The organism is Saccharospirillaceae bacterium (assembly GCA_022448365.1).
In the GTDB taxonomy this organism is placed as follows: domain Bacteria; phylum Pseudomonadota; class Gammaproteobacteria; order Pseudomonadales; family Oceanobacteraceae; genus Bacterioplanoides.
This window is the reverse complement of record JAKVCS010000003.1, coordinates 728,628-752,807: the sequence shown is the minus strand read 5'-3', so window position 1 is coordinate 752,807 and position 24,180 is coordinate 728,628. Positions and strand designations below refer to the sequence as shown.

Below are 24,180 nucleotides of genomic sequence, written 5' to 3'. Positions count from 1 at the left end.
GTGCCGAGGAACTTACTTCTCGCCACGCCCCATAAATTTCTTATCTTCAACGTTGATCTTCACTACGTCGCCAGTGGAGATATGCTCAGGTACCTGAATCACCAGGCCTGTGGTCATGGTGGCTGGTTTGGTGCGGGCTGTAGCTGAACCACCTTTGATCGAAGGATCTGTCTCGGTGATTTCCAGCTCAACGTGAGCGGGCAATTCCAGAGCAACCGGTGCGTCATCCAGCAGTACAACCTGCAGGCCCTGAGTACTCTCATTGAAGAACAGCACTTCGTCTTCAATTTTGTCTTTGTTCAGGCTGAACTGTGAGTAATCCTCATTATCCATGAACACGTACTCATCACCGTCGCTGTAGGAGAACATCACCTGACGGCGCATCACGTCGGCCAGATTCAGCATGTCGGAATCTTTAAAGGTTTCATCAACCTTCTGACCCGTTGCCACGTTGTACATGCGCATACGGTAGAGGCTGCCACCGGCACGGCCTTGTGGTACAGAGCGTTCGATGTCTTTTACAAAGTAGGCGCTGCCGTTAAATTCAATGGCGGCATTTTTTTTGATGTCACTTGCCTTAGGCATATCGGTTTCCTTCGCTATTTTCTAATTGGCTATCGTTTAACGGACAACGTTTTACCGGATTTTTTGTTACTGACAAAGCGCTTGCGCGATTTTTCTGCCTTTGGCTTTTCCGCGCTCTCTGAATTGCCCGATACTTTGTTCGCTGTTGCTGATTTATGGTGCTTCTTCATCGGACGTGGTTTCTTCGCATCATTATCATTGGCCAGGCGAATATGATCGCTTTCAATGACAATTTTACGTTCCTTAAACAGCTGGCCGATGGCCATTTTAAACACACGTTTAGACACGCCCAAGTGCAGTTCAATCAGATCCGCTGGGCTTTTGTCGCTCAAGCCCAGTGTGCCGTCACCTTCCTGGAGTTTCTTCAGAATCCGAGTGGCCAAAGGACCAATTTTGGCGTGGCCAATCGGTTCCAGTGAGATATCAAGGCGATGATCGTCACGAACCCGTTTGATATAACCGTCGAACTTATTGCCCGGACGAATGGCTTTGCGAATATCATCGTGGTGAATCACACCCCAGAACTCATCATCGACCACGGCTTTGTAACCCAGTTCGGTACGGTGGCTAATGATCATGCGAACCTTATCTCCGACGCAGTAGGGGTCTGGTGCCCCAGGCCAGTTGGATTTGGCCTCGTCATTGATGTAACGATTCAGCCGGGTGCTGCCGATCAGCCGGCCGGTGTTGTCCTGCAATACATACACTAAGTAGCTGTTGCCTTGCTCCATCCGCTGTTTTTGCTCAGCGAAGGGTACAAACAGATCTTTGGCTAAGCCCCAGTCGAGGAAGGCACCCGTGCGGTTAACGTCGATAACTTCCAGGCTGGCAACCTGATGCAGCTGTACGCGAGGGCGCTGACAGGTGGCGATCCAGCGATCTTCGGAATCGAGATAAACAAATACCTTAATTTCATCGCCGATCTCGGTACCTTCTGGTACCTGACGGGTAGGCAGCAGGATCTGACCACCTTCTTCATCATCCAGATAGGCGCCATGGGGAGCCAGCTCCTGAACTTTTAATGTGTTGTAACGACCAAGTTCTGCCATGGTTAGAGTCTCTGGATTGTGTCGGTGAGTGAGGGCGGGCGCGCGATTCTATCAGGATCAGGCGGAAGAATCAGGTGCGATAAATGGTTTCAATTAAATGATAGCCGAACTTGGTTTTTACCGGCCCCTGAACTTTCAGCAGCGGGCCTTTAAACACCACATCATCAAAAGCTTTCACCATATCGCCTTTGTTAAATTCACCCAGGCTGCCGCCGTTCTTTTTCGACGGGCAGGTGGAATGCTTCTGGGCCAGTTTGGCGAAATCAGCGCCTTTTGCCAGTTGTTGTTTCAGCTTATCGGCTTCTTCTTTGGTTTTTACCAGAATATGGCGAGCGCAAGCGCGAGGCATAATCGTTTCCTGAATTGAATAGTGACTGTGGCAGGTCCAGCGTTTGTTCTTTAATCGTTTGCATCAAATGGCGCCGCCACTGTGTTGAGCTGAAGCATTCTGCCTGTGACTCGGAGGGAGGGTCTTACCATGATGTGTCAGACAATGCGTGGTCTGGACCCAGCCATCGCGTTGATTATATGTCAGATTGGTAAAGTAGAGCACGGATGATGATGTATTCGATGCCATTTTGTAATTGGGCGTGAGGATGGCGAGCGTGTTTGCGTTCTCAATTCTATCAAATTGACCGATTGGTTACATTTTTGCTTAGCGCTTGCGATACAGTTGTGAGAAAATCGCGCGCCAAATGTACCCTATAACCTGCTGCTTTTTCGTTATTGTTCGGCTTTTGTGGTTATGGCGGCACCTTGAATTCTGATCTGACAGCTTATTTATAACGAGGTATCTCATGAGCGTTCATGAAATTCGCCACCCTCTGGTTCGACACAAACTCGGCCTTATGCGCCAGAAAGACATCAGTACCCGCGGCTTCCGCCAATTGGCAGCAGAAGTAGGGAATTTGTTGACGTATGAAGCAACCAAAGATCTGGAACTGGAAGATTATACCGTCGATGGATGGTGTGGTGACATTCAGGCGGAGCGTATCAAAGGCAAAAAAATCACGGTTGTTCCAATCTTGCGTGCTGGCCTGGGAATGCTGGATGGTGTTCTGGAACTGGTTCCAAGCGCCAAAATCAGTGTGGTGGGTTTGTACCGAGATGAGGAAACTCTGGAGCCGGTGAGCTACTTTGATAAGTTGGCTGGCGATATCGACCAACGTATGTCGCTGGTGGTTGATCCAATGCTGGCAACGGGTGGTTCCATGAACGCAACCATCGACTTGCTGAAAAAAGCCGGTTGTACTTCGATTCGCGCACTGGTTTTGGTTGCCGCTCCGGAGGGTATTAAGGCGGTACAGCAAGCTCACCCGGATGTTGATATTTATACCGCGTCGGTTGACGACCACCTGAATGAAAACGGTTATATCATTCCGGGTCTGGGTGATGCGGGCGATAAGATTTTCGGTACCGAATAGGTTGAGTTAATTGCGTTGGCAGAACGCCGTTATCATTTTTATCGGGATACGGCCTAAACTCCGTACTCGCAAAAAATGACTGGGTTCTGCCTGCTTCGTAAACGCTCAAGAGTTTTTACATTCATAATTTAAAGAAATAAAAATAGGGAGGTAGCATGTCTCAAGAGAATGCATATGCTGGCTGGCGTACCGTTGTTGCCGGCTTACAAATGTTATTTGTCGCCTTTGGTGCTCTGGTATTAATGCCATTAATTACGGGTTTAAACCCCAGTGTCGCGTTATTTACTGCAGGTATTGGTACACTGGTTTTCCAGTTTGTAACCAAGCGTTCGGTACCGGTATTTTTAGCATCCTCATTCGTATTCATTGCCCCGATCATCGGTATTATTCAGCAATACGGAGATGATGGTATTGCTGTGGCAATGGGGGCCTTGTTCTGCGCTGGCTTCACTTACATTATTCTGGCTATTTTGGTGGCCATTCGTGGCGCCGGATTCCTACACCGTATTATGCCGCCGGTTGTCACCGGACCGATCATTATGATTATTGGTTTGGGTCTGGCACCCATTGCGGTAAATATGGCAATGGGTAAAACCGGCGATGCGTCAGCTCAGTTATTCCCATATACCGATGCGATTTGGGTATCCATGCCGGCCTTATTGGTGACCTTGCTGGTGGCAACCGTGGCAAAGGGTATTTTTCGCTTAGTTCCGATTCTGGCGGGTATTATGGTTGGTTACACCATTGCTGCGTTTATGGGGATGGTTGATTTCAGTGCTGTGAATAACAGTTCATGGATTGCGGTACCGGATTTTGTTACTCCGAAATTCGAAATGGCAGCCATTATGCTGATGATGCCGGTGGCTTTGGTCGCAGCCATTGAACACGTTGGTGATGTATTGGCGATTTCCAGCGTGACCGGCGAAAACTATGTTGAAAAGCCCGGCCTGCATCGCACCTTACTGGGTGATGGCCTGGCAACATCGACTGCTGCTTTATTTGGCGGTCCACCAAACACCACGTATTCAGAAGTTACAGGTGCGGTTATGCTAACCAAAGCCTTTAATCCGGTGATTATGACGTTCGCAGCGGGTTTTGCTATTGTGCTGGCATTTATCGCTAAATTTGGCGCATTTTTGCAGACGATTCCGGCGCCGGTTATGGGGGGGATTCTGATTCTGTTGTTTGGTTCGATTGCTGCTGTGGGCCTGAATATTCTGGTTAAAGCGCGAGTGGATATGGGGCAGCAGCGTAACCTGGTGATCGTTTCCACGACGTTGGTGTTTGGTATCGGTGGTATGGCACTCGGAAACCTGGAAGGGCTGAGTCTGTGTGGCCTGGTGGCTATTGTGCTAAATCTGGTGCTTCCTCGAGGTGACGAAAGCGAAGACCTGCACGCTGAAGAAGAAATTGTAGAAGATATGGTGAAGTAACTTTTACTTCTGTAATTTTTAACATCGACCCCGGCTTAGCGCTGGGGTTTTTGTAGTTGCTCCGCCAGAAAGCGTTCAATCTCCTGCAACGTAGATAATCGGTGCTGCTCGGCACTGAGATGATGATCGCCACCTTCCAGTTCAAGATAACGCACGTCCTTGTCTTCATCTTCCAGTTCGTCTGCCATATTGCGACTGTGTTTCACTGGTACAACCCGATCTTTATCGCTGTGAATAAGCAATATCGGTATCTCGATATCTTCGGCAAAGTTAATCGGTGACGCTTGTTGTAGTTGTTTCTGATCGTGACCGAACTGTTTTCTTTCTATTTCTTTATTGGTGTATTTGCGTGCATCCCAATAAACCATCTCTAAATCAGAGACCCCGGCGATACTGATTGCACAACGATAGGTTTCCGGGTGTTTTACTGCGCCCATAAGAGCGGCATACCCGCCGTAGCTGCCCCCGAGAATACAAATTCGTGTGTTATCGGCATTGGCGTTCTCTACGAGCCAGTGGGCGGCGTCCTGCAAATCGTCTTGCATCGCCTGGCCCCATCCTTGTATCGCCTGGCGTTCGAAATCAAAGCCATAACCAGAGGAGCCGCGGAAATTTGGCTGAATAACGATATAGCCGCGGCTGGCAAGCATTTCAGACCAATAATCGTAACCTGAATAGTCTCGGGACATGGGGCCGCCATGGGGCAGTACCACCGCGGGCAAACGCTGGTCTGACTGGGTGTTAATAGGGCGGGTAACATAGGCCTCAATATTCAGACCATCACGCGCCTTAAAACGCACATGATGTTTGCCCGCATAATTCGTTTCATTAATTTGCGGATATCGTTCGGCAAGTTTTTTAATTTTTTTCTTTTTGCGATCACCGATATAGTAGCTTCCGGGATTGCTGTCTGAATTCGAACGCATAATGTAGAACCGCTCATCACGGGACGTATCGATGATGCTATTCGAGGCATTTGGAATAATCTTGTTCAGGCCACTTTGCAGTGTTTTATATTGTTTTTGCCAATAAATAACCGAACTCTCTGCAGAACTCTGACGAACGCCAACAACTTGTTGATTCTTTCCTGCATAAATCAATGAGCCATCAAAGTCATAATCCGGGTCAGAAAAAATTGGCTCAGATTGCTTTTCAGGTGCATCCATATTGACTTTAAATAATGCGTATTTCCCTTGGTAATCTGCCCTGATGTAAGCAATATTCGGCTCAGAGTCGAAGCCGATAAAGTCAATTTCCGGGTCTTCCAGCAGATTAAATCGCCAGATCGTTTTCCACTCCTCTTTTCCTGCGGGGCGATAAATATAAAAGGCTTCTGTACCTTTGATGGCAAACCCGAGTCGAACGTTGCCCTCGAGGTCGCTATACCACTCTTTTACATAAGATTTATGGTATTGAATCAAACGCTTCCTCTGGGTTTCGATATTGACTTTATACACTGCGGGTTTATTTGCATGTTTAAAATCCGCTTGGATCAATACATGTGCCGGGTCATCCGCCAGCACACTGATAATACCGTTGCTGAACTGTGGCAGGTGCTCAAAGCTCCGTGGCTTTAGCAGCGGAATGACTCCCTGATCTTTGCCGATAATATGTCTGAATAATCGCTTTTCAAGCGTCGCGACACCGTTACGATTTGAGGGATAAGAGATGCTCAATAGCAGGGTGTTGTTATTTGCCCAGAGATACCAGTCGAGTCTACTGGCGATATTGTCTGTCTTAACCACTGCGGTTAAATGATCATTTTCCATATGTTGTACTGCAAGAATCTGCTGGCCTGGTTGTCCGGCGAGAAAAGAAATAAAAGTGCCATCAGGGGATAATTGCGGTGCGCTAACGGCTGGGTACTGGGCATACACAGAAAGTGATAATGGCTGTGTCTGTTTGGCATAAGCCAGCGAACTGAGCAGACAAATAATCAGAACACTAAATTTGAACATGATGACAATCCCTGAATGATAGAATCTTCACTGATAAATATGTTTACAGGGCGCAAGGGTACTATTATTACAATCTGTTGATAAGAATAATTTTCAATAACCTGCATGCGCTACCATTCAGGGGTTGTGAAGCGACGGTTTAACCTCCATATATGGACAAACTAATACCGCTGGAGTTGGCATGCTGGGCTGGATCTTCTTTTTCTGCATTGTTGTTGTGATGTATCTGTTCTGGAACAAACAACAACAAGCACGGATATTAGCGTCTAACGTTGTGCGTAAACACTGTGAACTGCAGGGGCTGCAGTTGTTGGATGACACTCTTACTCTGGATGGTTATCAGCTTAAAAAACGTGGTGGTGGCTGGGCGCTGATGCGTTGTTATCATTTCGAGTTTTCCTCTACCGGGGATGAGCGTTATTCCGGCTCGATTTTGTTGGCTGGCCGCAGAGTTGAACAACTTGAGCTTGATACACACCGAATGCATTAACCGGATATCCAACGATGGAATATGAAATTCAGCATCAATCGGATGCAAAACGATTTGTTCTTATAAAAGATGGCAACGAGTGTGTACTTGATTACACACTGAACGGCGACCAGATTGATTTTACCCATACCTACGTGCCATTCCGCTTAAGAGGGCAGGGACTGGCAGAAATCCTGGTTGAGCAGGGAATAACCTGGGCGAAAGAGCAGGGCTATGAATTGCAGGCCAGCTGCTGGTATGTCAGCAAGTTTTTGTAGCAATTTATCAGCTCATACGACGGGTTACAGCTGGAAAAACTCCAGCATCCAGCGTCCCACTCGTTCCGCATCGGTTGGTTGTTCAAGAGTACTCATACCCTGCTGATAGGTCGGCTCACCAATCTTATCTTGTCGGCGTGGCAATAAGCGGGAAAGGTATTCTGCGTCGAACTCTGGATGCCCCTGAAACGCAAGCACGCGTTGATCAATATAGAAGGCAGCATTTTTACAGAATTCGCTTTCAGTCAGTCGTTTTGCCGTTGCTGGCAATGTTTCCACCTGATCCTGATGACTGTAGATCAGCCGAATATGAGATAAATCATCATTCAGCCACCCAGGGTGATTGATTACCTTGGTGGTGTGTACCCCCACGCCCCAACCTTTATCACTCTTTCTGGCAAAACCGCCGAGACTGTGTGCCAGAATCTGGTGACCAAAACAAATTCCGGCGATTTTCTCCCGGTGTTTGTATGCTCGTAAAATCCATGCTGAAAGCGGTGGAATCCATTCGAACAGGTCGTAAACTCCAGCTTTAGAGCCAGTAATTAAATAGGCGTCGCAGTCTCCCGGTGCAGGCAGTTCACCGTTTTGTACGTCATAGAACCGGTATTTTAGGCGACTCCCCAGAGAATCAAAAAAACGCTGAAACATCTTGCCATATGACTGATAGTCCTCCAGTAAATCATCGTACAGCGTATCGGTTTCCAGTATTCCCAGTCGTTTCATCTTCAGTCTCCTGTTTACGTTCCTTATCCGGAATGATCAGTGTCGGGTATCAGATGATGGTATTTGTGATGCTTTTACCAGTTTCTGAACGGACGGATCGTTACGCAGTGGTGTCAATATGCTCTCCAGTCCGTTGATACGTATTTCCAGAGCCAGACTCAATAACAAGCCCAGCCGTCCTTCTGGCATCCCCCGTTTATTCATCCACAATAAATATTCTTCGGGAATATCGATCAGTACTCGTCCCTGATACTTCCCATAAGGCATGGTGGTTGTAATCAAAGTAATCAGATCTTTTTTATCAAACATGTAAAAACCAATATGATTCAATCTGATGATATTCCATCGAATTGGCTGGCTTGGCAAGTTTTCCGATGAGCAAATGACTCATCATCCAATTGTCATTTTTTTATGATTATTACGTTAATTATCAAGCCGTTAGTGGATTCTGGTCTACACTTGCTGAAGTTAATTTTTAATCCGATTCCTAAGTATTTGCGATATGGATGGTAAGCCTCAACGTTTTGAAGATCTGAAACTGCTGCCGGGACAGGCATTACAGCTCGAGTTTGATGGTTATTCCAATGAACGCGATCGGGCATTGCTGGTTGGATATATGCCGGGGCGGTCCATCATTGTTTCCACGCCGGTAAAGAATGGTTCGCCACTGTCATTAAAAAACGGTATGTCGCTGGCTGTTCGCTTTTTTGCAACTCAGATTAACAGCGCCTGTGCATTTAAAACCGAAATCGTGCATGTTTCTCGTGCCCCTTTTGCTCATTTACATCTGGCAATACCAAAAGAACTTGTGCTGGGTGAAGTGCGCAGTTCCGTCAGGGCAAATGTAAAGCTTATTTGCTCAGTAATGTATGGCGCTGATTGCAACAACAAGACGGCGTCGAAAATCACTGATCTGAGTTTAGGCGGAGCGCGTCTGGAGTGTGCGTCGTTACCCGTCGAAGAAGGTCAGGAGCTCAGAATAACAGCACAGCTGACTGTGAGTGGCATCGACCGCATTATCACACTTATGGCGATTACCCGGTCCGTAAATGTTGAAGAAAAAACTGTATCTGTTGGGGTTCAGTTTACCGATATGAGCGATTCAGATCGAATTATGCTGCACGCTTATGTTTTATCGTACTTGAATAATTGAGCCGTTTTTCATGAAGTCTAATCAGCCCAATATCAATCTGCAGCACATCAGCTGGAACAAACAGGCCGTGACGGAGGTATTTGATGAACATCAGCGGTTAACGCCATTGCCCGATGAACTTAACTGCCAGCCTTTGGATCAATTACTGGAACGCTGCATCAAGGTGTTTCTGACCACGCGGTCTGAAGTGCTGGAAAGCGATCTCCGCAGTGCCATTTCACAGCTCAGCAGCCAGTTAGGGGCGAATTATGGTTTGTTGCTCATTTGTCCCGAAGAACATGCGGGAGAGCCTCTGACGATTCTCGGTGGCGTTCACCCGCCAACGGATTCGCAACGATGTGTTCACTCGCTGATAGGTAGTGCTGATCAATGGTGTCGGCTGATGAGCGAGCGCCGGGTGAAGGTCATCAATCGCCAACCGGATCTCGATCATTCTGAGCACTTCATTGTTGAAGCAATGGAGGCAGATACGGTGATTTCGGTGCCGATCACGGGACGAACTGAGGCGGCTGGCTGCTTATTTTTTTCCCTATCCGAGCGATGCGACATATCCGACAGTGAAGCATCGCTGTTATCCACATTTGCTCAGCTGTTCTTTTTGGTTCTGGATCGCAGCCGAATGGTTGAGCATCTGGAGCGACGCGAGCAATTACTGGAGCGAACTGAACGTTTGGCAAATATCGGTAGCTGGAGTGATGATGTTGTGAACAACAGCATTACCTTTACCAAACACGCCGCTGAGATTTTTGAAGTTGATCCGGATATTCAGAACATAACGCTGGATGATTATTTTAAGTTTGTGCATCCAGAGGATAAAGAACGCGTTGCCCGTGCATTGCAGCACAGCGTTAAAAGCGGCGAGCCTTCCGACATGATTTATCGGGTCATCACGGCTCAAGGTAATGAGAAGTACATTCACGGCCGGGGTGAGGTGCAACAGGATGATAATGGCAGGACCATTGCGCGCAGCGGTTCTGTACAGGATATCAGTGAGCAACAAGCGAAGGAGCGACGTTTAAATCAGTCGGCTGTTGTATTTGAGTCAACCATGGAAGGCATTGTCATCACCGATGCCCGATCCTGTATCGAAGCGGTGAATCCGGCTTTTTGCCAGATTACCGGTTATAAAGAGGAAGAGATTATCGGACGACCGATTTCAATCCTGAAATCGGGGCAATATGGCAGTGATTTCTACCGCAGTATGTACCGGGCTATTGATGAACAGGGCTATTGGCGAGGTGAAATCTGGAACCGTAAAAAGGGCGGGGAAATCTTTCCAGAATGGCTGACGATTACCGCTGTTCGTGATGATAATCATCGTGTCAGTCATTATGTCGGCGTATTCTCCGATATGTCGAAAATTAAGGAGTCGGAACAGCAGTTAGAGCATTTGTCTTATTACGACTCCATCACGAATTTACCCAATCGTGCATTATTACTCAGCCGCCTCGAAAATGCCGTGGATAAAGCGCGTGCCAGTCAGCGCAAAGTTGGCTTGATAGCCATTGACCTTGACCACTTCAAGCACATTAACGACAGTCTGGGGCATCCCGCTGGTGATCGTTTACTGCAGGATTTTGCCTATCGTTTGCGGCACCGGTTACGTGACACCGACACTGTTGCCAGATTGGGAGGCGATGATTTCATGGTGGTATTGGAGGATGTCGTTTCTCATGAGCAGGTGCAATCGGTCTCTGCCATTATTAAAGAGCTGCTTGAGAAACCATTCGATGCCGGGGTAGGTCAGGAACTCTACATCAGCGTTTCCATGGGAATCACCCTGTTCCCTGATCACGGTTCGTCGGTCACACAACTGCTGAGTAATGCCGATGTGGCGGTATTCAAAGCCAAACAGGAAGGCCGTAACCGATACCAGTTTTATACCAATGATATGACTCAGGCAGCAACCGACCGCCTTGAATTGGGTAATCAGTTGCGCAAAGCGCTGCAGCGAGATGATGAATTACAGCTCTACTATCAGCCTCAGATTTGCATGCACACGGGCCAGCTGATCGGTGCTGAAGCCTTAATGCGTTGGCATCATCCTGTTGAGGGGGTGATTTCACCGGGACGTTTTCTACCTGTTGCAGAAGATAACGGCTTAATGCCGGAGCTGGATGCCTGGGCACTGCGCTCGGCTTGTCGCACTCTCGCGTGTATCCAGTCTGATGACAATCATCCAATTTCGGTGGCGGTGAATATTACCCAGCCAACGTTCGTTGCCGGTGGGCTTGTGGAACTGTTGCAGCGTCTTCTTACTGAATACGCTATTGATGCCAGCTGGCTGGAGCTGGAGATTACGGAAGGCGCATTACTTGAGCCAACGCCTCAGGTTCTGGATACCATTGCCGGGCTGAAGTCGCTGGGTATCAGCCTGGCGATTGATGATTTTGGTACGGGGTATTCGTCGCTGGCTTATCTGCATCGTTATCAGGTGGATAAACTGAAGATTGATCGTAGTTTTGTGAATTCGATCGAAGAAGATGACGAGGGACGGGTGATCACCACTACCATTATCAGTCTGGCGAAGGGGCTGGGTTTGAAAGTACTGGCTGAAGGGGTTGAAACTGAGAGTCAGCTGATGTTTTTGCGCGATAATCAGTGTGAGAGTTATCAGGGATTTTATTTCAGCAGACCGGTGCCTGTTGCTGAGATGGCAGAATTAATGGGCCAGTAAACCTCTGGCCCATTACGATCACTCGTAGGTGCAGAAGTATGCGGTATCTGTCGCTACTTTCACCTGGAACGAGACATTGGCATCGAGATTAAAAGACTCGCCCTGACTAAAGGTCTGGAAGCTGTCGGCGCCGGGCAGTTTAACGTCCATGCTGCCAGATACAACGGTCATCACTTCTTTCTGGCTGGTACCAAACTCATAATCACCCGCTACCATCACGCCAACAGTGGCTGGAAGGGTTTCAGTTTGCAGGCCGATAGACTTTACTTTACCATCAAAATATTCGTTTACTTGCAGCATGTCTGTTGCTCCGGATAAATGAAAAGGGGGCGTATTATAGGGAGCTTGCGATGTTCTGTCTTGTATTATGCGCTAGCGAGTCGCAGCGGAATCTGAATTCTGAATTCTGAGCCTTGGCCGGGGGAACTGCAGACCATCAGCTGTCCACCGAGTCGCTCAGTGACCAAATCATAAATAATATGCGCGCCCAGTCCGCTGCCACCGTCGCTGCGACGGGTGGTGAAAAACGGCTCGAACATGTGCTGTAGTACGTCGCTGGTCATACCTTTGCCATCATCGCGATAGCCGATAATAGCTTGGTCTTTGAGTTTTCCGACGTCGATGATTATCTCGCCGCTTTGTTTTTCATCGTAGGCGTGTATCAGCGAATTCATAATCAGGTTGGTGAGTACCTGAGACAGAGCGCCTGGAAAGCTGGCAATGTGGATCCGCTCAGAGCAATTGACTGTAATCGTCACCGAACTGGTTTTGAAGTTAGGGCGCAACGAGGTCACAACGCTGTTGACGTAATCGCCCAGCTCAAAATCCCGATATTGTTCGCTGGCCTGATCGACGGCCACTTGTTTGAAGCGACTGATTAAATCGGCTGCACGTCTGAGATTATCAATGGTGATCTGGCTGCCCTCGTTGGCGAAGTCAACAAAGTCTGAAAATTCCTGTTTATCCAGCGTCTTGTTACGAAATGAGCTATTGATCTGATGCAATTGATCTTCGAGTGCTGTAACGGCGGTGACCGCGATTCCCAGGGGAGTATTTACCTCGTGGGCCAGGCCTGCGATCAACTCCCCAAGAGCTGCGTATTTTTCCATGTTGACCAGCTGCTTCTGAGTAAGTTTCAGCTGTTGCAGTGAGTTGATGGCTTCCTCTTTTTTGGCGTTCAGCTCTTCCGTCCGGAGCTGAACTTTTTCCTCGAGTGAGGCATTGAGTTGAGCGATTTCAGATTGACTATCAAGCAGCTCATCATTGGTTTCGGACAGCTGTTCGGTGTAGCGCTCGATTTGTTTGACCAGCGTATTGAAGGCTCCAACCAAGGGTTTGAATTCATTTTGAGTCTGATAATTCAGCGTATTCATCTGCATCTTGTGTGTCTCCGGGTTAACGCTTATCGAAGACTTGAGTAAAAACAGTATCTGGTCGAAGGGGCGAAATAGCAGTTCCAGCAGTAATGCGACGATGGCAACAAACATCACGGCGATCCCAATCCCGGTGGTCAGCGTATGTTGCGTTTGCTCGTCAACGATTTTTGCCAGGTCGCTATCCGGGACAATGACACCAAATACCAGTCCGGTATTGGTCAGCCCTGCGACAACTTGTTCCTTCTCACTATCTCCGCTGGAGAAGTGACTAATCTCTGAACGTTTCAAAGAGCCTAACTTGTCTTGCCACTGTCTCAACTTTTGATTGATTTGTATCGATTCCTGTTTGTTGTCAACGAGCAAAGAATCCGGACTACCTGGGTAGATCAAAAAAGTCTGGCTGTTGGGCGTGAGCTTCAGTTCGCTGAGATACCGGCGGATATCTTCCATCGACCAGTCCACGGTTGCCATTCCAATCGCCTGTTGCTGGTCGAACATCAGAGCATCAACGGTCGTCATCAGAGCTTCCGTAGCCGCTTCATCGAAGTAGGGTGGTGTCCAGAAGATATCCTGACCCAGGTTATGATTTTGTGATGCCTGATCAGGCAATGCCAACTGGTACCAGTCTTGTTTCGGGTAATTGTACTCATCGCTGTTAAGTTCCCAACTGAACATAACCTGACGTTGACTGCGATAGGCATAAGGTCCGAGTAATCGTATGTTGTTATCAAATTGATAGGGTTCGTACCAAATACCTCCACCAATTGCCTGCGGGAATGGCGTAAACGTATTGATCAGTAAATCGCTGAATTTCTTGTTTCTTTGTTCTTCAGTGAGGCGGTTGCGCTGCTGATAAATCAGTTCGCCAGCACGGGCAAGGCCGCGGGCGCTGCGCGACATTTCGGCGGCCAGGGCGTTGAAGTGATGCAAGGTGGAGGTGACGGAGCTGATGATTTGTTGTTGATTGTTTGCGAACACAGACTGACCAGCCTGGTGGCTGAATTGATAAACCAAGGCAACAAAACCAATCAGCTGAAGAGCGATAACACTCAGCAGAATTCGGGACTTAATACTCATCGATCTGCGGAATCTGCCTACAGTAAACTGATCTAAGATTAGCAGCTCCACCATTGAATTGCTTGTGAAGCTGGGAATTTGTTCCTGACTCGAGAGAATAGTGGGGCCATTACATGCTGACTCTAATGCTCTTCCCACTGTTGTAAGTAATGTTGAAGATTCCGTTGTGGATGACGTGGGTAATGCTCGTTCAGTAGGTCAATGTTGTTGACCCGATCGAGTCGAAAGCTGCGGTAAGCATCGCGACTCTCGCACCAGGCTAAAAATGTCCAGCGCTGACCCCAGAACAGCATACCCAGCGGCCAGACTGTTCGCTGGCTTTTGCTACCCTGAGCATCTTCATAATCCATGGTTACTTTTAACAGTCTTTCACAGGCATGGCGGATATTCAGATGCACCGTTTGCACCGGGTGTTCTTTCAGCACGGGCGGCACACAATACGGGCTGTTATCGGCGCGCATTAATTGCTGCTCAGGCAATACCGCGCGGATTTTCGCTTCTGCTCGTCTGGCTGCCTGTGCCAGCTCCTGATCAGTCCAGGCAGCGACCATGTGTGTGCCCAGTAAGATCGATTGCACTTCATCAAAGTCGAACATCAGTGGGGGTAACTGAAAGCCGGGCCTGAGACGGTAGCCAATTCCTGCTTCGCCTTCAACCGGAATGCCTGATACCACCAATGCCTGAATGTCGCGGTAAATGGTGCGGACTGATACTTCCATAAATTCCGCCAGCGTTTCGGCTGTTATCGCTGTCCGGCGGCTGCGCAGTAAGGTGACAAGTTGGAATAAGCGCTCTGATTTATTGGACATGATTCTGGCTCCGGAATTTCTCGCGCAAGTATGACGGATCTACTATGTCAGTGGATGTCAGTAGAGGAAATAGCTTAGCCAACATAAATTTACATAAATGGCGGGCGTTCGCAGGGTCTTTCAGGTATACTCGCCGCCCTTTTTGATTAACCCCAAGTCGGGCGTCGCCGTCATACAGGCAAGTCGGAATACCAAATACTGTTTATTAAGGGTGAGCGTAGACACGCTTTCACCCTCTGTTCAGTTGCAGATCCCTTGTGTGAGAGTGGAAACGGTTTAGCCCAGCTTCTTGAACACAGGTACAATATGACCGATTCAACCCCTACAGGCTTTGCGAGCCTGGGTTTACCTTTTCAGATTTTACGCAAACTGGAGGAGCTGGGCTATGAAGAGCCATCGCCAATCCAGGCCAGCAGTATCCCAACGCTGCTGGAAGGTCGTGATGTTTTAGGTATGGCCCAAACGGGGACCGGCAAAACGGCGGCGTTTTCTCTGCCGATTCTTGCCCGGACTCAACCGGATCTGAACGCTCCCCAGGTACTGGTATTAGCACCTACTCGTGAACTGGCTCAGCAGGTTGCTGAAGCTGTTAAGAGTTACTCCAAATATCTACCGGGTATTAATGTCTCTGCAATTTATGGCGGTACCGACTATGGTAGCCAGCTGCGTGAATTGAAGCGTGGTCCACAATGGGTAGTGGGCACGCCTGGTCGTGTGATGGATCATCTTCGTCGTGGCACGCTGAACCTATCGGATATCAAGGCCGTTGTGCTGGACGAAGCCGATGAAATGTTGCGCATGGGTTTCATCGATGACGTTAACTGGATTCTTGATCAGGCACCGAAGCAACGCCAGGTTGCGCTGTTTTCAGCAACTATGCCGCGAGAGATTCAGGCGGTCGCCGAAAAACACCTGACGGATCCGGTTCAGGTGAAAATCAAAGCAAAAACCACAACCAACGACAAAATTCGTCAACGTTACTGGTTCGTTGGCGGCGTGCATAAAAACGATGCGTTGTTGCGTATCAGCGAAGTGGAAGACTTCGACGCCATGATGGTGTTTGTGCGCACCAAACAGGCCACAGAAGAAGTGGCTGATTTCATGCAAGCCAATGGCTTCAAGTGCGCACCGCTGAACGGTGACATCCCCCAGCAGCTGCGTGAGAAAGCGGTTGAAAAGTTGAAAGCGGGTAAGTTGGATATTCTCGTTGCAACCGACGTTGCGGCCCGGGGTCTGGACGTTGAGCGTATCAGTCACGTAGTGAATTACGACATTCCTCAGGATACGGAATCTTACGTGCACCGTATTGGCCGTACAGGTCGTGCCGGGCGGGAAGGTGAAGCGATTGTATTTGTCCGTGGCCGCGAAAAGCGCATGTTGCGCGATATCGAAAAAGCCACTCGTCAGACCATCGAAGAGATGCCTCTGCCAACCGCGAAAGACGTTAATGCTAAACGCAAAGAGCGCTTTCAGGCCCGTATTGTGGATGCGATCCACTCAGATAAAAATCAGGTATTCCGAGACATCATTGAGTCTGTATTAACCGAAAACCCGGTTGAAACGTTGGACGTGGCTGCAGCAATCGCCAGCTTATTGCAAGGCAATAAGCCGTTGTTCCTGGATGAAAAAGCCGATAGCCGCATGATGGAACGTCGCGAGCGCGAACCACGCGAGAAGCGCGAGCGCGGTGATCGCAATGATCGTGATCGGTCGCCTCGGAGTAAGTCTTTGCCAGAAGAACAGGCGAAAGCTCTGAAGGGGCAGCCAGACGTTGAAATGCAGCGTTACATGGTTAACGTTGGTTATGACGATGGTCTGCGTCCGGGTAACCTGGTGGGTGCTGTTGCTAACGAAGCTGATCTGGAAAGCCGCTATATCGGTCATATTGAAATCCTGGAAAACTTCTCGGTGATTGACTTGCCGGCAGGTATGCCTGAGACAACCATGGCTGTGCTTAAGAAAGCACGTGTGTGTGGTCAAGCGCTGAACATGCGAGAGTATAAGGAGGCTGACGCGCCAAAAGGTGACGGAAAACGTAAGGATCGTGGTCCGAAGAAGCCTCATCGTGGTGGTAAGCCAGGCGAACGTGGCCGTTCTTCCGATCGTCAGAGCGAGCGCCGTGGTGGAGACCGTCGTGATAGTAAGCCTGGTGGTTTTAAGAAGCGTAAGCCCAGGGACCAATAACGTCCCTGATCGTTAAAAAAGGAGCCGGTTGGCTCCTTTTTTATTGTCTTCGAATGACTCAGTACTGACGATTAATCAGTTCGTTTGCTTTTTGAGCGGCACGTTTTGCGACAGAGGTACCCGGAAATTCATTGGAAATTTTACGGAAGTAAGAGAGTGCTTTACGGTTGTTACCATGGCGGTTGTATGGGCTCATATAAATCAGACCCAACTGGTAGAGTGCTTTTGCGCGCATTTCATCGGAAGAAGCGCGGTTATCATACAAGATCAGGTAAACCCCTTCTGCATCTTCCACGCGTTCATCCGTGATTGCACGCTCACTCATCGGCGTCAACTCGGCATCAAAGGGTGTTTCATCCCGAGCCAGCAGCTTCACCCTGTTGACCTGGGTCAATAGTTGTTTGGCGGTCAGTTGTACCGTTTCGTCGTGACGCCGTTGTAAAACCTGAAGACGTTTCTCCACGCGTGCCTTCAGACGTGAATCCGGGAATTCGATACGGTGCTGATTAAAATAAGCACGAGCCTTCTTGTCGTCGCGGAAGTCGTTGTAACGATTCATATAAATCAGGCCAATCTGATAGATCGCCAGAGATTTAATGTTGTTGCTGTAGTCCGGGTCGGCATAACCCTTCAGGTAGGTAGAGACTGCTGCGTCTGTTTTGCCTCGTGATATCGCCTGAACTGAAAATGTCAGCAGATCCGGCTCTTCAGCCAATGCTGCGGCGGCGCGTACTTTTATGTCTTCATCACGACGGGCAAGCTCATGGCCAACACCCTCTGCTACAAGAAGTGGTGTTGCGGCAGCGCAGCCGCCTAAAGCAGCGATAACACTAAGCAGTGCAATTAGTCGGATCATTATAGGTTCCCTGATCGATTTATTAATCTTTTGTGAAAATGCATGTCTAAGTGTAATTATCTGTAACGGGAATGAAAAGGTACGCTTGGGCCATACCGGAAAACTGTTGGATTTGAGTCTGTTGTCAGGTGGGGTATCAGACCAAGATCAGTATCTTGGCCTGAAGGATTGTATTTTTCCGTCAGATAAGGGTCATCGCAACGGCTGCCATCGCGCCAATTCCGCCACCAATCACTGCGCCGATGATCATGGCTTTCAGACTGGCTTGCTGTATCTGCTTTTGCAAATTTTGAGTTTGGCTGGCAATCAGTGCTTCATTTTCTGCTTTGTTCGTTCGAATAACGGTAACCAGATCGTCCGCTGCTTTTTTATTGACCTTATCGGCAACGGCCGCAGCAAGTCGCTGATTGAGCGGCAAGGTCGCCTTGTAGATCGTTTGCGGATCAAGCGATTGTTTCAACTCGGTTTGCAGGTTTTCATGTTGTTGGCGAACGTGAGACTGAATCTGCTCCAGCTGATGGAACTGAGCGCTTTGCAATTGTTGGGTTGAGCTGTCCAGTCCTGCAGCAATTTCTGCTTTCGCTTCTGTAATCGCCAGCTTCAGATGTTTCTGAACCAGCTTATCAACTTCAACCAGTGCGATTCCATCGGGCTGATTAGTTTCACGTTCATCATTGGCGGCCGGTTCATCGAGTGACTCGATAACCGCCATTACCGCCTCTTGATTGGCCGGTTTCGCCAGCACGCCTTCCGCTCCGTGAGAACGGGCAATATCGAAGTATTCCTCACCTTCTTTTGACGTGTACATAATGGTGGGTATGGTGGATGTCTTTGGGTTGGACTTGATCAGCTGAGTGGCTTCCAGGCCATCCATACCCGGCATCATATGGTCCATAAAGATGACATCAGGTTGTGACTTATCCAGAAACATGAGCGCGGCCTCAGCGCTTTCAACGGCTTCTGCTTTCACATTCATTCGCCCGAGCAGGCGCTGTAACATCATGCGAGCGGATTTGGAGTCGTCGACCACCAGAGCGTTTTTAATAGCCATTTCTGTTCCTGAAAATGTACTGATAACAGCAAAGTATAAGAACAATTCGAGTCAGACAGGTCAAGGGCCGATTCGGGTCAGCGGCAGTGGATGTGATGTTGGCCACAAACATGGATGTGGACAAAACCAGCGTGTTGGCAGGCGCAGTCCGTTCTCACCAACGTAACTACTCGCCGTCAGCAGATTATTATATAGTCGGGTTTCTATTTCCTACTCAAGAGAGTCAGATGCAGATTGTCCGTTCCCATGACCAACTCATTAAGACGGCTGCTTTCGCATCCATGGCGGTTGCCACTCTGCTGTTGTTGGTGAAGCTGGGCATATGGTGGTTAAGTGGTTCCACCAGTGTGTTGTCATCTATGCTCGACTCTCTGATGGATATCGTGGCATCGGTTATCAATTTCTTTGCAATACGGTATGCATTAATGCCAGCTGATGATGATCATCCGTTTGGGCATTCGAAGGCAGAGGGCATTGCTGCTCTGATACAAGCGGCTTTTATTGCAGGTTCAGTGACGATTCTGTTGTTACACGTTTCAGAGCGGCTCCTCAATCCCCAGCCTCTGCAGGCGTTACCCGAAAGTTTGGCCGTTATGCTGTTTTCGACATTGTTGACGCTGGTGCTTGTCGGTTATCAGCGCTGGGTGGTGAAACAAACCGGCTCGTTAGCGGTTAAGGCTGACTCGGAGCACTACGCCAGCGATATTCTTATCAATCTTGCGGTTGTGGTTGCCTTACTGGGTGCATATCTTGGTGTTGATTGGCTGGATCCGTGTATTGCTCTGTTAATTGCTCTGATTTTACTTCGCAGTGTCTACAGCATTGCCAAGCTGGCTTTGGGTGTACTGATGGACGAGGCATTGGCCGATGATCAGGAACGAGAGATTAAAGAAATCATTTTGTCGCAGCCCGGTGTGAAAGGGGTGCATGACTTAAAAACCCGGCAGGCTGGCAGTGTTCAGTTTATTCAGTTTCACCTCGAATTAGACGGGCAACAGCCCTTATTACAGGCGCATCAGGCGGGTGAAAAAGTGAATCTTGCCATCCAACAGTGCTTTCCGCGTGCAGAAATTTTAATTCATCAGGACCCGGTGTAGTTTTTAATATGACGTTAGTACGGCAAGGAACCGCTGCTGTTATCGGTGTGCTGATGAGCGCTTATGTTGCGGCCTTAACCGAGCCTGTTTATCTCGCACAAGATCTTGAGTTTGACCTTCCTACGGACCCGGAGGATGAGCTATCGAATGTCGAGGACATCCCTGTGTCCGAGGATGCGATGGATCGCTCTCGTGATTGGCTGGTGCGTTATCTTGATAGTATATCCGGAGATATCGATACGTTCTTTGTCGATACTTTTTTCAGTGAAGATATCACTACCGATGATGTCAAAGGCAGTCGTGCCAAGTTGTCGCTCTATACCCGGCGTGAGCTTGGTAAGCCGGTTGATTATAAATTCGGTATCAGCGTTAAAATGGTGTTTCCTAATACAAATGAGCGCTTGAATCTGCTGCTTGAATCGGATGAAGAAGCAGATGCCCGTGAGGCCGACCCGATTGAGAGTGTTGAAAATGTGGATTACACCGCGGCACTGCGTTTCATCATTAATGAATCGGATAAGTGGAAAACCAACGTTGATGCCGGAATTAAATGGGGTTTGCCACCGGATCCGTTTGTGCGTTTTCGTGCGCGTCGCTACAGCTATTTTTCCGAATGGGAAATGAAGATCACTCAGGTGGTGTCTTATTTCACTAAGGAAGGCTGGAGAGAAACAAGTCGGGTGCAGGGGAATTACCCGATTAATATCGAAAAACAGTTTCGTTTAAGTGCTCGGGCTGACTATTTACTGAACGATGATTATTTCACGCTGAGCTACGGAGCGGGTTTGTATCATCGCCTGAGTAAGAAAGCCGCACTGGGTTTTGTTGCCAGTGCTTCTGGCAATACGGAAAAAACAGCGACGTTCAACGCCTATGCAGCGGGGGTACGTTACCGCCGACAGATTTGGAAAAACTACGTATTTGCTGAGGTATCTCCGGAGTTTATCTGGACGTCGGAAACTGAATACGAGAGTACGCCGGTAATTATGTTCCGAATCGAAACCGTATTTTCAGAATGATAAACGCGCCTGATCAGGCGATTATTTTTCTGAAGGTCAGATTTATCCGGGCCAGGCTTTGTTTTTTCCGTTGTGGTAGCGCATGCTGCCAACGCTGTTGCATTCCGGCTTTCATCAACAACAAACTGCCATTGTTCAGCGGAATCTTAGTGTGCTGCCGGGTTTCACCGACTCTTCGCAGTGCAAAATCGCGACAATCGCCAAAACTTAACGACGCGATCACTGCCTCAGAACCCAGTTCAGGTTCGTCATCACTGTGCCAGCCCATATGATCCATGCCGGAGCGATACCAATTAGCCAACACGCTGTTAAATTTCACGTCGGAAATTTCATTAACTCTGTTCAGCAGTTGTTGGCAGGTTGTTGGCCATGGGAATGGAAAGAACGTTTTGCCTGAATAGCGATAACTGCAATGAGGATCTCCGATCCAACATTGCATACGTGGAATAAGGTGAGTTTTACCGTAAATACAAATCTCTTCTTGCTGCCAGTGAATTTCCTGGCGCAGCAATTGGTAGATCCGGTTAGCCTGAACAGCTGTGAACGCTGACGGGTAATAGGCCAGATCACCATCCAACAGATGCTGCGCCTGAGACTGCTTAATCCCAGGCACATCGTTATGATCAGGAGTCAAAGCGGCCAGCGAACAGTGGAGAGGTAAGGTAGCGCTCACCAGAGTCTGGCAAGATAACGACGATGGTTTTGTCCTTAAATGCCTCTTCTTCTGCCAGCCGAAGCGCAGCCTCCATCGCGGCACCGCATGAAATACCGGCCAGGATGCCCTCTTCAGCCATTAAGCGATGTGTCATTTCTATCGCTTCGTCGTTGCTGACGGTTTCAACGCGGTCAAGGATATCGATATCTAGGTTTTTCGGGATGAAATTCGCGCCGATCCCCTGGATTTTGTGTGGGGCTGGTTTAATCGTATCACCTTCACGAGTTTGGCTGATAATCGGTGAATCCGTCGGCTCAACGGCAACGGAAGTGATGGCTTTGTGCTGTTTGATGTAGCGCGAAACACCTGAAATGGTACCACCGGTACCAACACCCGCTACCACTACATCCACTTCACCATCGGTATCTTGCCAGATTTCCGGGCCGGTTGTTTTTTCATGAATTGCCGGATTTGCCGGGTTCTCAAACTGCTGCAGCATGATGCGTTGTTCCGGTGCTTCGGCCAGAAGCTCACCCGCTTTCTCGACGGCGCCGCGCATGCCTTTTGCACCTTCGGTTAATACCAGGTTTGCTCCCAGTGCTTGCATCACTTTGCGGCGTTCCAGGCTCATGGTTTCTGGCATAGCCAGAGTTACTTTATAGCCTCGTGCGGCGCCCACGAACGCAAGCGCAATACCGGTGTTACCGCTCGTTGGTTCAATGATTTCCATGCCGGGCTTCAGTTTTCCGTCCTGCTCGGCCTGCCAGATCATATTAGCGCCAATGCGACACTTTACAGATTGTGCCGGGTTGCGGTTCTCGAGTTTTGCGTAAACTCTGGGATGGTTGGTCAGTTTGCTGATACGCACCAATGGCGTGTTGCCGATGGATTGGCTGATGTCCTCGTAAACCTTCATAAATTCCTCAGTACTTTGTCGCGGATGTCATCTAGACTTAGTCAATGTCATCCTTTGTTGTCAGCTTGTGTGTATGATCTGGCACCGCATTTGGTCAGGGAGAGCCTGTGCTGAAATCCAGTCACCGGTCAGAAAAAAATAAAAGTGCTACCTTAAGGGCTGTTGAGGAACAGATCAACCGGCTGAATCAGGTTCTCAAGGCCAGTGCTCGTTCGTTGCGCTTCTCGTCAGACATCGAAAAACAATATCTGCGTCATCGTAATCGCGGTTTTCTTGATGCTGATATTAAAATTATTGCCGCAGGGTTGCTGGTCTATCTGGCCTTTGCCTGGTCAGACTTTTACATCGGTGGCGAGCATGCGTATAAGCTGTTGACGATTCGTTGCTGCATCACCGCCATTTTGTTTGCGGGGGTTATCTGGATTCCACGATCGCAGCTGGGGAGTTACATCATCCCGCTCACTGCTGTAGGTATTACCGTGGTGGGTGTATCGGTTATCTATTTTATTTATCTGCTCGAAGGCTTAGCCCGCTATGCCTATCACCTGGGGCTATTACCAATTCAAATGTTCGCCATGGTTTCCATGCGACTGAGCTACCGCAGCTTTTTGGTTACTTCGGTCTTTATGGTTCTGGTTTACATTCTGATTTACGGTCAGATCGATTTGTCGACAGACACCTCGGAAGCCGGTCGCATTATCATGTCGCTGCAGCCTTACTTTCTGACATTCTGGTTGGTGCTGGTGGTCATGGGAGGGTATTTAGCCTACGTCATGGAAGCTGCTTTCCGCAGTGACTATATAAAGAATCGTATTCTTGGTCTTGAGGCCGATCGTTTGCAGATTTTAACCCGTAAGTTGCAGTTACTATCAACTACAGACAGTATGACTCAAATCGCCAACCGCCGGCATTTTGAGCAGGTATTTGACTCCGAATGGCGTCGTTGTCAGAGGAATAATGAGTCGTTGGCACTGGTGATGATCGATGTCGATGCCTTTAAGGCGTACAACGATACTTATGGACACCAGAGGGGGGACGAGTGTTTACGACGAATTGCCGCCAGCATCTCAGATGGTTGTCGCCGTTCAACTGATTTATGTGCTCGGTACGGTGGTGAAGAATTTGTCATCCTGTTGCCACAGATGGAAGAGCAGGGCGCACTGGACCTGGCAAACAATGTACGCCAGGCGATTGAAGAACTGGCGATTGAGCATCGTAATAGTGAAATGGGGATCGTAACGATAAGCGCAGGTATCGCCTGCCAGAGACCACAGCCTCATGAACAGCCGGAAGATTTGATTCGCCTTGCCGACCAGCGCCTATATCAGGCAAAGAGTGCCGGTCGGAATGTTGTGCTGAATAACGAATAGAAGCCGCTGAGTCGTTGC

At 48.7% G+C, this 24,180-nt stretch carries 23 protein-coding genes; 10 read left to right on the top strand and 13 right to left on the bottom strand.

The window, feature by feature from the left end; genetic code table 11:
* Window positions 1–12: 12 nt before the first annotated feature.
* The 3 genes from yeiP to MK185_07120 form a co-directional block, all read right to left on the bottom strand.
* The gene (gene yeiP, locus MK185_07130; GenBank protein MCH2040390.1) at window positions 13–585 is read right to left on the bottom strand and encodes an elongation factor P-like protein YeiP; all 573 of its coding nucleotides are present in this window, start codon (window positions 583–585) and stop codon (window positions 13–15) included.
* 29 nt (window positions 586–614) lie between these two features.
* Window positions 615–1,634 (bottom strand): S1-like domain-containing RNA-binding protein, encoded by a 1,020-nt coding sequence (locus MK185_07125; GenBank protein MCH2040389.1) that lies wholly within the window; start codon window positions 1,632–1,634, stop codon window positions 615–617.
* A 70-nt stretch (window positions 1,635–1,704) separates the two neighbouring features.
* Complete coding sequence (locus MK185_07120) at window positions 1,705–1,986, bottom strand: peptidylprolyl isomerase (protein MCH2040388.1); 282 nt, start codon at window positions 1,984–1,986, stop codon at window positions 1,705–1,707.
* Between the two features lie 445 nt (window positions 1,987–2,431).
* Here MK185_07120 and upp point away from each other — a divergent pair, with 445 nt between their 5' ends.
* A complete protein-coding gene (upp, locus tag MK185_07115) occupies window positions 2,432–3,058 on the top strand; it encodes a uracil phosphoribosyltransferase (GenBank protein ID MCH2040387.1) in 627 nt (208 codons plus the stop codon).
* Window positions 3,059–3,213: 155 nt separating this feature from the next.
* On the top strand, window positions 3,214–4,491 hold the full coding sequence (locus tag MK185_07110; protein ID MCH2040386.1) for a uracil-xanthine permease family protein: 1,278 nt from the start codon (window positions 3,214–3,216) through the stop codon (window positions 4,489–4,491).
* Window positions 4,492–4,526: 35 nt separating this feature from the next.
* On the opposite strand, the gene MK185_07105 is transcribed toward MK185_07110, so the two are convergent.
* Window positions 4,527–6,449: a S9 family peptidase gene (locus MK185_07105; GenBank protein ID MCH2040385.1), complete on the bottom strand. Its 1,923-nt coding sequence runs from the start codon at window positions 6,447–6,449 to the stop codon at window positions 4,527–4,529.
* A 181-nt stretch (window positions 6,450–6,630) separates the two neighbouring features.
* On the opposite strand from MK185_07105, the gene MK185_07100 reads away from it, so the two are divergent.
* Both MK185_07100 and MK185_07095 read left to right on the top strand, forming a co-directional pair.
* Window positions 6,631–6,939: a DUF3301 domain-containing protein gene (locus MK185_07100; GenBank protein ID MCH2040384.1), complete on the top strand. Its 309-nt coding sequence runs from the start codon at window positions 6,631–6,633 to the stop codon at window positions 6,937–6,939.
* A gap of 14 nt (window positions 6,940–6,953) precedes the next feature.
* Window positions 6,954–7,196: an N-acetyltransferase gene (locus MK185_07095; GenBank protein MCH2040383.1), complete on the top strand. Its 243-nt coding sequence runs from the start codon at window positions 6,954–6,956 to the stop codon at window positions 7,194–7,196.
* A gap of 24 nt (window positions 7,197–7,220) precedes the next feature.
* Here the strand turns inward: MK185_07095 and MK185_07090 are convergent, their stop codons facing one another.
* Both MK185_07090 and MK185_07085 read right to left on the bottom strand, forming a co-directional pair.
* Window positions 7,221–7,922, bottom strand: coding sequence for a hypothetical protein (locus MK185_07090; GenBank protein ID MCH2040382.1), 702 nt, complete (start codon window positions 7,920–7,922; stop codon window positions 7,221–7,223).
* Window positions 7,923–7,958: 36 nt separating this feature from the next.
* Complete coding sequence (locus tag MK185_07085; GenBank protein ID MCH2040381.1) at window positions 7,959–8,231, bottom strand: DUF3820 family protein; 273 nt, start codon at window positions 8,229–8,231, stop codon at window positions 7,959–7,961.
* A 193-nt stretch (window positions 8,232–8,424) separates the two neighbouring features.
* Between MK185_07085 and MK185_07080 the strand changes: the two genes are divergently transcribed.
* The gene (locus tag MK185_07080; protein ID MCH2040380.1) at window positions 8,425–9,075 is read left to right on the top strand and encodes a flagellar brake protein; all 651 of its coding nucleotides are present in this window, start codon (window positions 8,425–8,427) and stop codon (window positions 9,073–9,075) included.
* A 10-nt stretch (window positions 9,076–9,085) separates the two neighbouring features.
* On the top strand, window positions 9,086–11,752 hold the full coding sequence (locus tag MK185_07075; protein MCH2040379.1) for an EAL domain-containing protein: 2,667 nt from the start codon (window positions 9,086–9,088) through the stop codon (window positions 11,750–11,752).
* Between the two features lie 18 nt (window positions 11,753–11,770).
* Here the strand turns inward: MK185_07075 and MK185_07070 are convergent, their stop codons facing one another.
* From MK185_07070 to MK185_07060, 3 genes are all read right to left on the bottom strand, one after another.
* The gene (locus MK185_07070; protein MCH2040378.1) at window positions 11,771–12,052 is read right to left on the bottom strand and encodes a pyrimidine/purine nucleoside phosphorylase; all 282 of its coding nucleotides are present in this window, start codon (window positions 12,050–12,052) and stop codon (window positions 11,771–11,773) included.
* A gap of 65 nt (window positions 12,053–12,117) precedes the next feature.
* Entirely contained in the window at window positions 12,118–14,205 is a 2,088-nt protein-coding gene (locus MK185_07065; protein MCH2040377.1) for an ATP-binding protein, read from the bottom strand.
* A gap of 122 nt (window positions 14,206–14,327) precedes the next feature.
* The gene (locus MK185_07060) at window positions 14,328–15,014 is read right to left on the bottom strand and encodes a YafY family transcriptional regulator (protein MCH2040376.1); all 687 of its coding nucleotides are present in this window, start codon (window positions 15,012–15,014) and stop codon (window positions 14,328–14,330) included.
* A gap of 306 nt (window positions 15,015–15,320) precedes the next feature.
* On the opposite strand from MK185_07060, the gene MK185_07055 reads away from it, so the two are divergent.
* The gene (locus tag MK185_07055) at window positions 15,321–17,198 is read left to right on the top strand and encodes a DEAD/DEAH box helicase (protein MCH2040375.1); all 1,878 of its coding nucleotides are present in this window, start codon (window positions 15,321–15,323) and stop codon (window positions 17,196–17,198) included.
* Between the two features lie 58 nt (window positions 17,199–17,256).
* Here the strand turns inward: MK185_07055 and MK185_07050 are convergent, their stop codons facing one another.
* Window positions 17,257–18,054, bottom strand: coding sequence for a hypothetical protein (locus tag MK185_07050; protein MCH2040374.1), 798 nt, complete (start codon window positions 18,052–18,054; stop codon window positions 17,257–17,259).
* Between the two features lie 181 nt (window positions 18,055–18,235).
* Window positions 18,236–19,105, bottom strand: a complete 870-nt coding sequence (locus MK185_07045) for a response regulator (protein MCH2040373.1) — start codon at window positions 19,103–19,105, stop codon at window positions 18,236–18,238.
* A 227-nt stretch (window positions 19,106–19,332) separates the two neighbouring features.
* Between MK185_07045 and MK185_07040 the strand changes: the two genes are divergently transcribed.
* Together MK185_07040 and MK185_07035 are read left to right on the top strand one after the other, a co-directional pair.
* Entirely contained in the window at window positions 19,333–20,202 is an 870-nt protein-coding gene (locus MK185_07040; protein ID MCH2040372.1) for a cation diffusion facilitator family transporter, read from the top strand.
* An 8-nt stretch (window positions 20,203–20,210) separates the two neighbouring features.
* The gene (locus MK185_07035; GenBank protein MCH2040371.1) at window positions 20,211–21,221 is read left to right on the top strand and encodes a hypothetical protein; all 1,011 of its coding nucleotides are present in this window, start codon (window positions 20,211–20,213) and stop codon (window positions 21,219–21,221) included.
* Window positions 21,222–21,234: 13 nt separating this feature from the next.
* On the opposite strand, the gene MK185_07030 is transcribed toward MK185_07035, so the two are convergent.
* Together MK185_07030 and cysK are read right to left on the bottom strand one after the other, a co-directional pair.
* Window positions 21,235–21,855, bottom strand: coding sequence for an alpha-ketoglutarate-dependent dioxygenase AlkB (locus MK185_07030; GenBank protein ID MCH2040370.1), 621 nt, complete (start codon window positions 21,853–21,855; stop codon window positions 21,235–21,237).
* A complete protein-coding gene (gene cysK, locus MK185_07025) occupies window positions 21,845–22,792 on the bottom strand; it encodes a cysteine synthase A (GenBank protein MCH2040369.1) in 948 nt (315 codons plus the stop codon). The genes MK185_07030 and cysK overlap by 11 nt, the downstream gene beginning before the upstream one ends.
* 107 nt (window positions 22,793–22,899) lie before the next feature.
* Here cysK and MK185_07020 point away from each other — a divergent pair, with 107 nt between their 5' ends.
* On the top strand, window positions 22,900–24,162 hold the full coding sequence (locus MK185_07020; protein MCH2040368.1) for a GGDEF domain-containing protein: 1,263 nt from the start codon (window positions 22,900–22,902) through the stop codon (window positions 24,160–24,162).
* The last annotated feature ends 18 nt before the right edge of the window (window positions 24,163–24,180 follow it).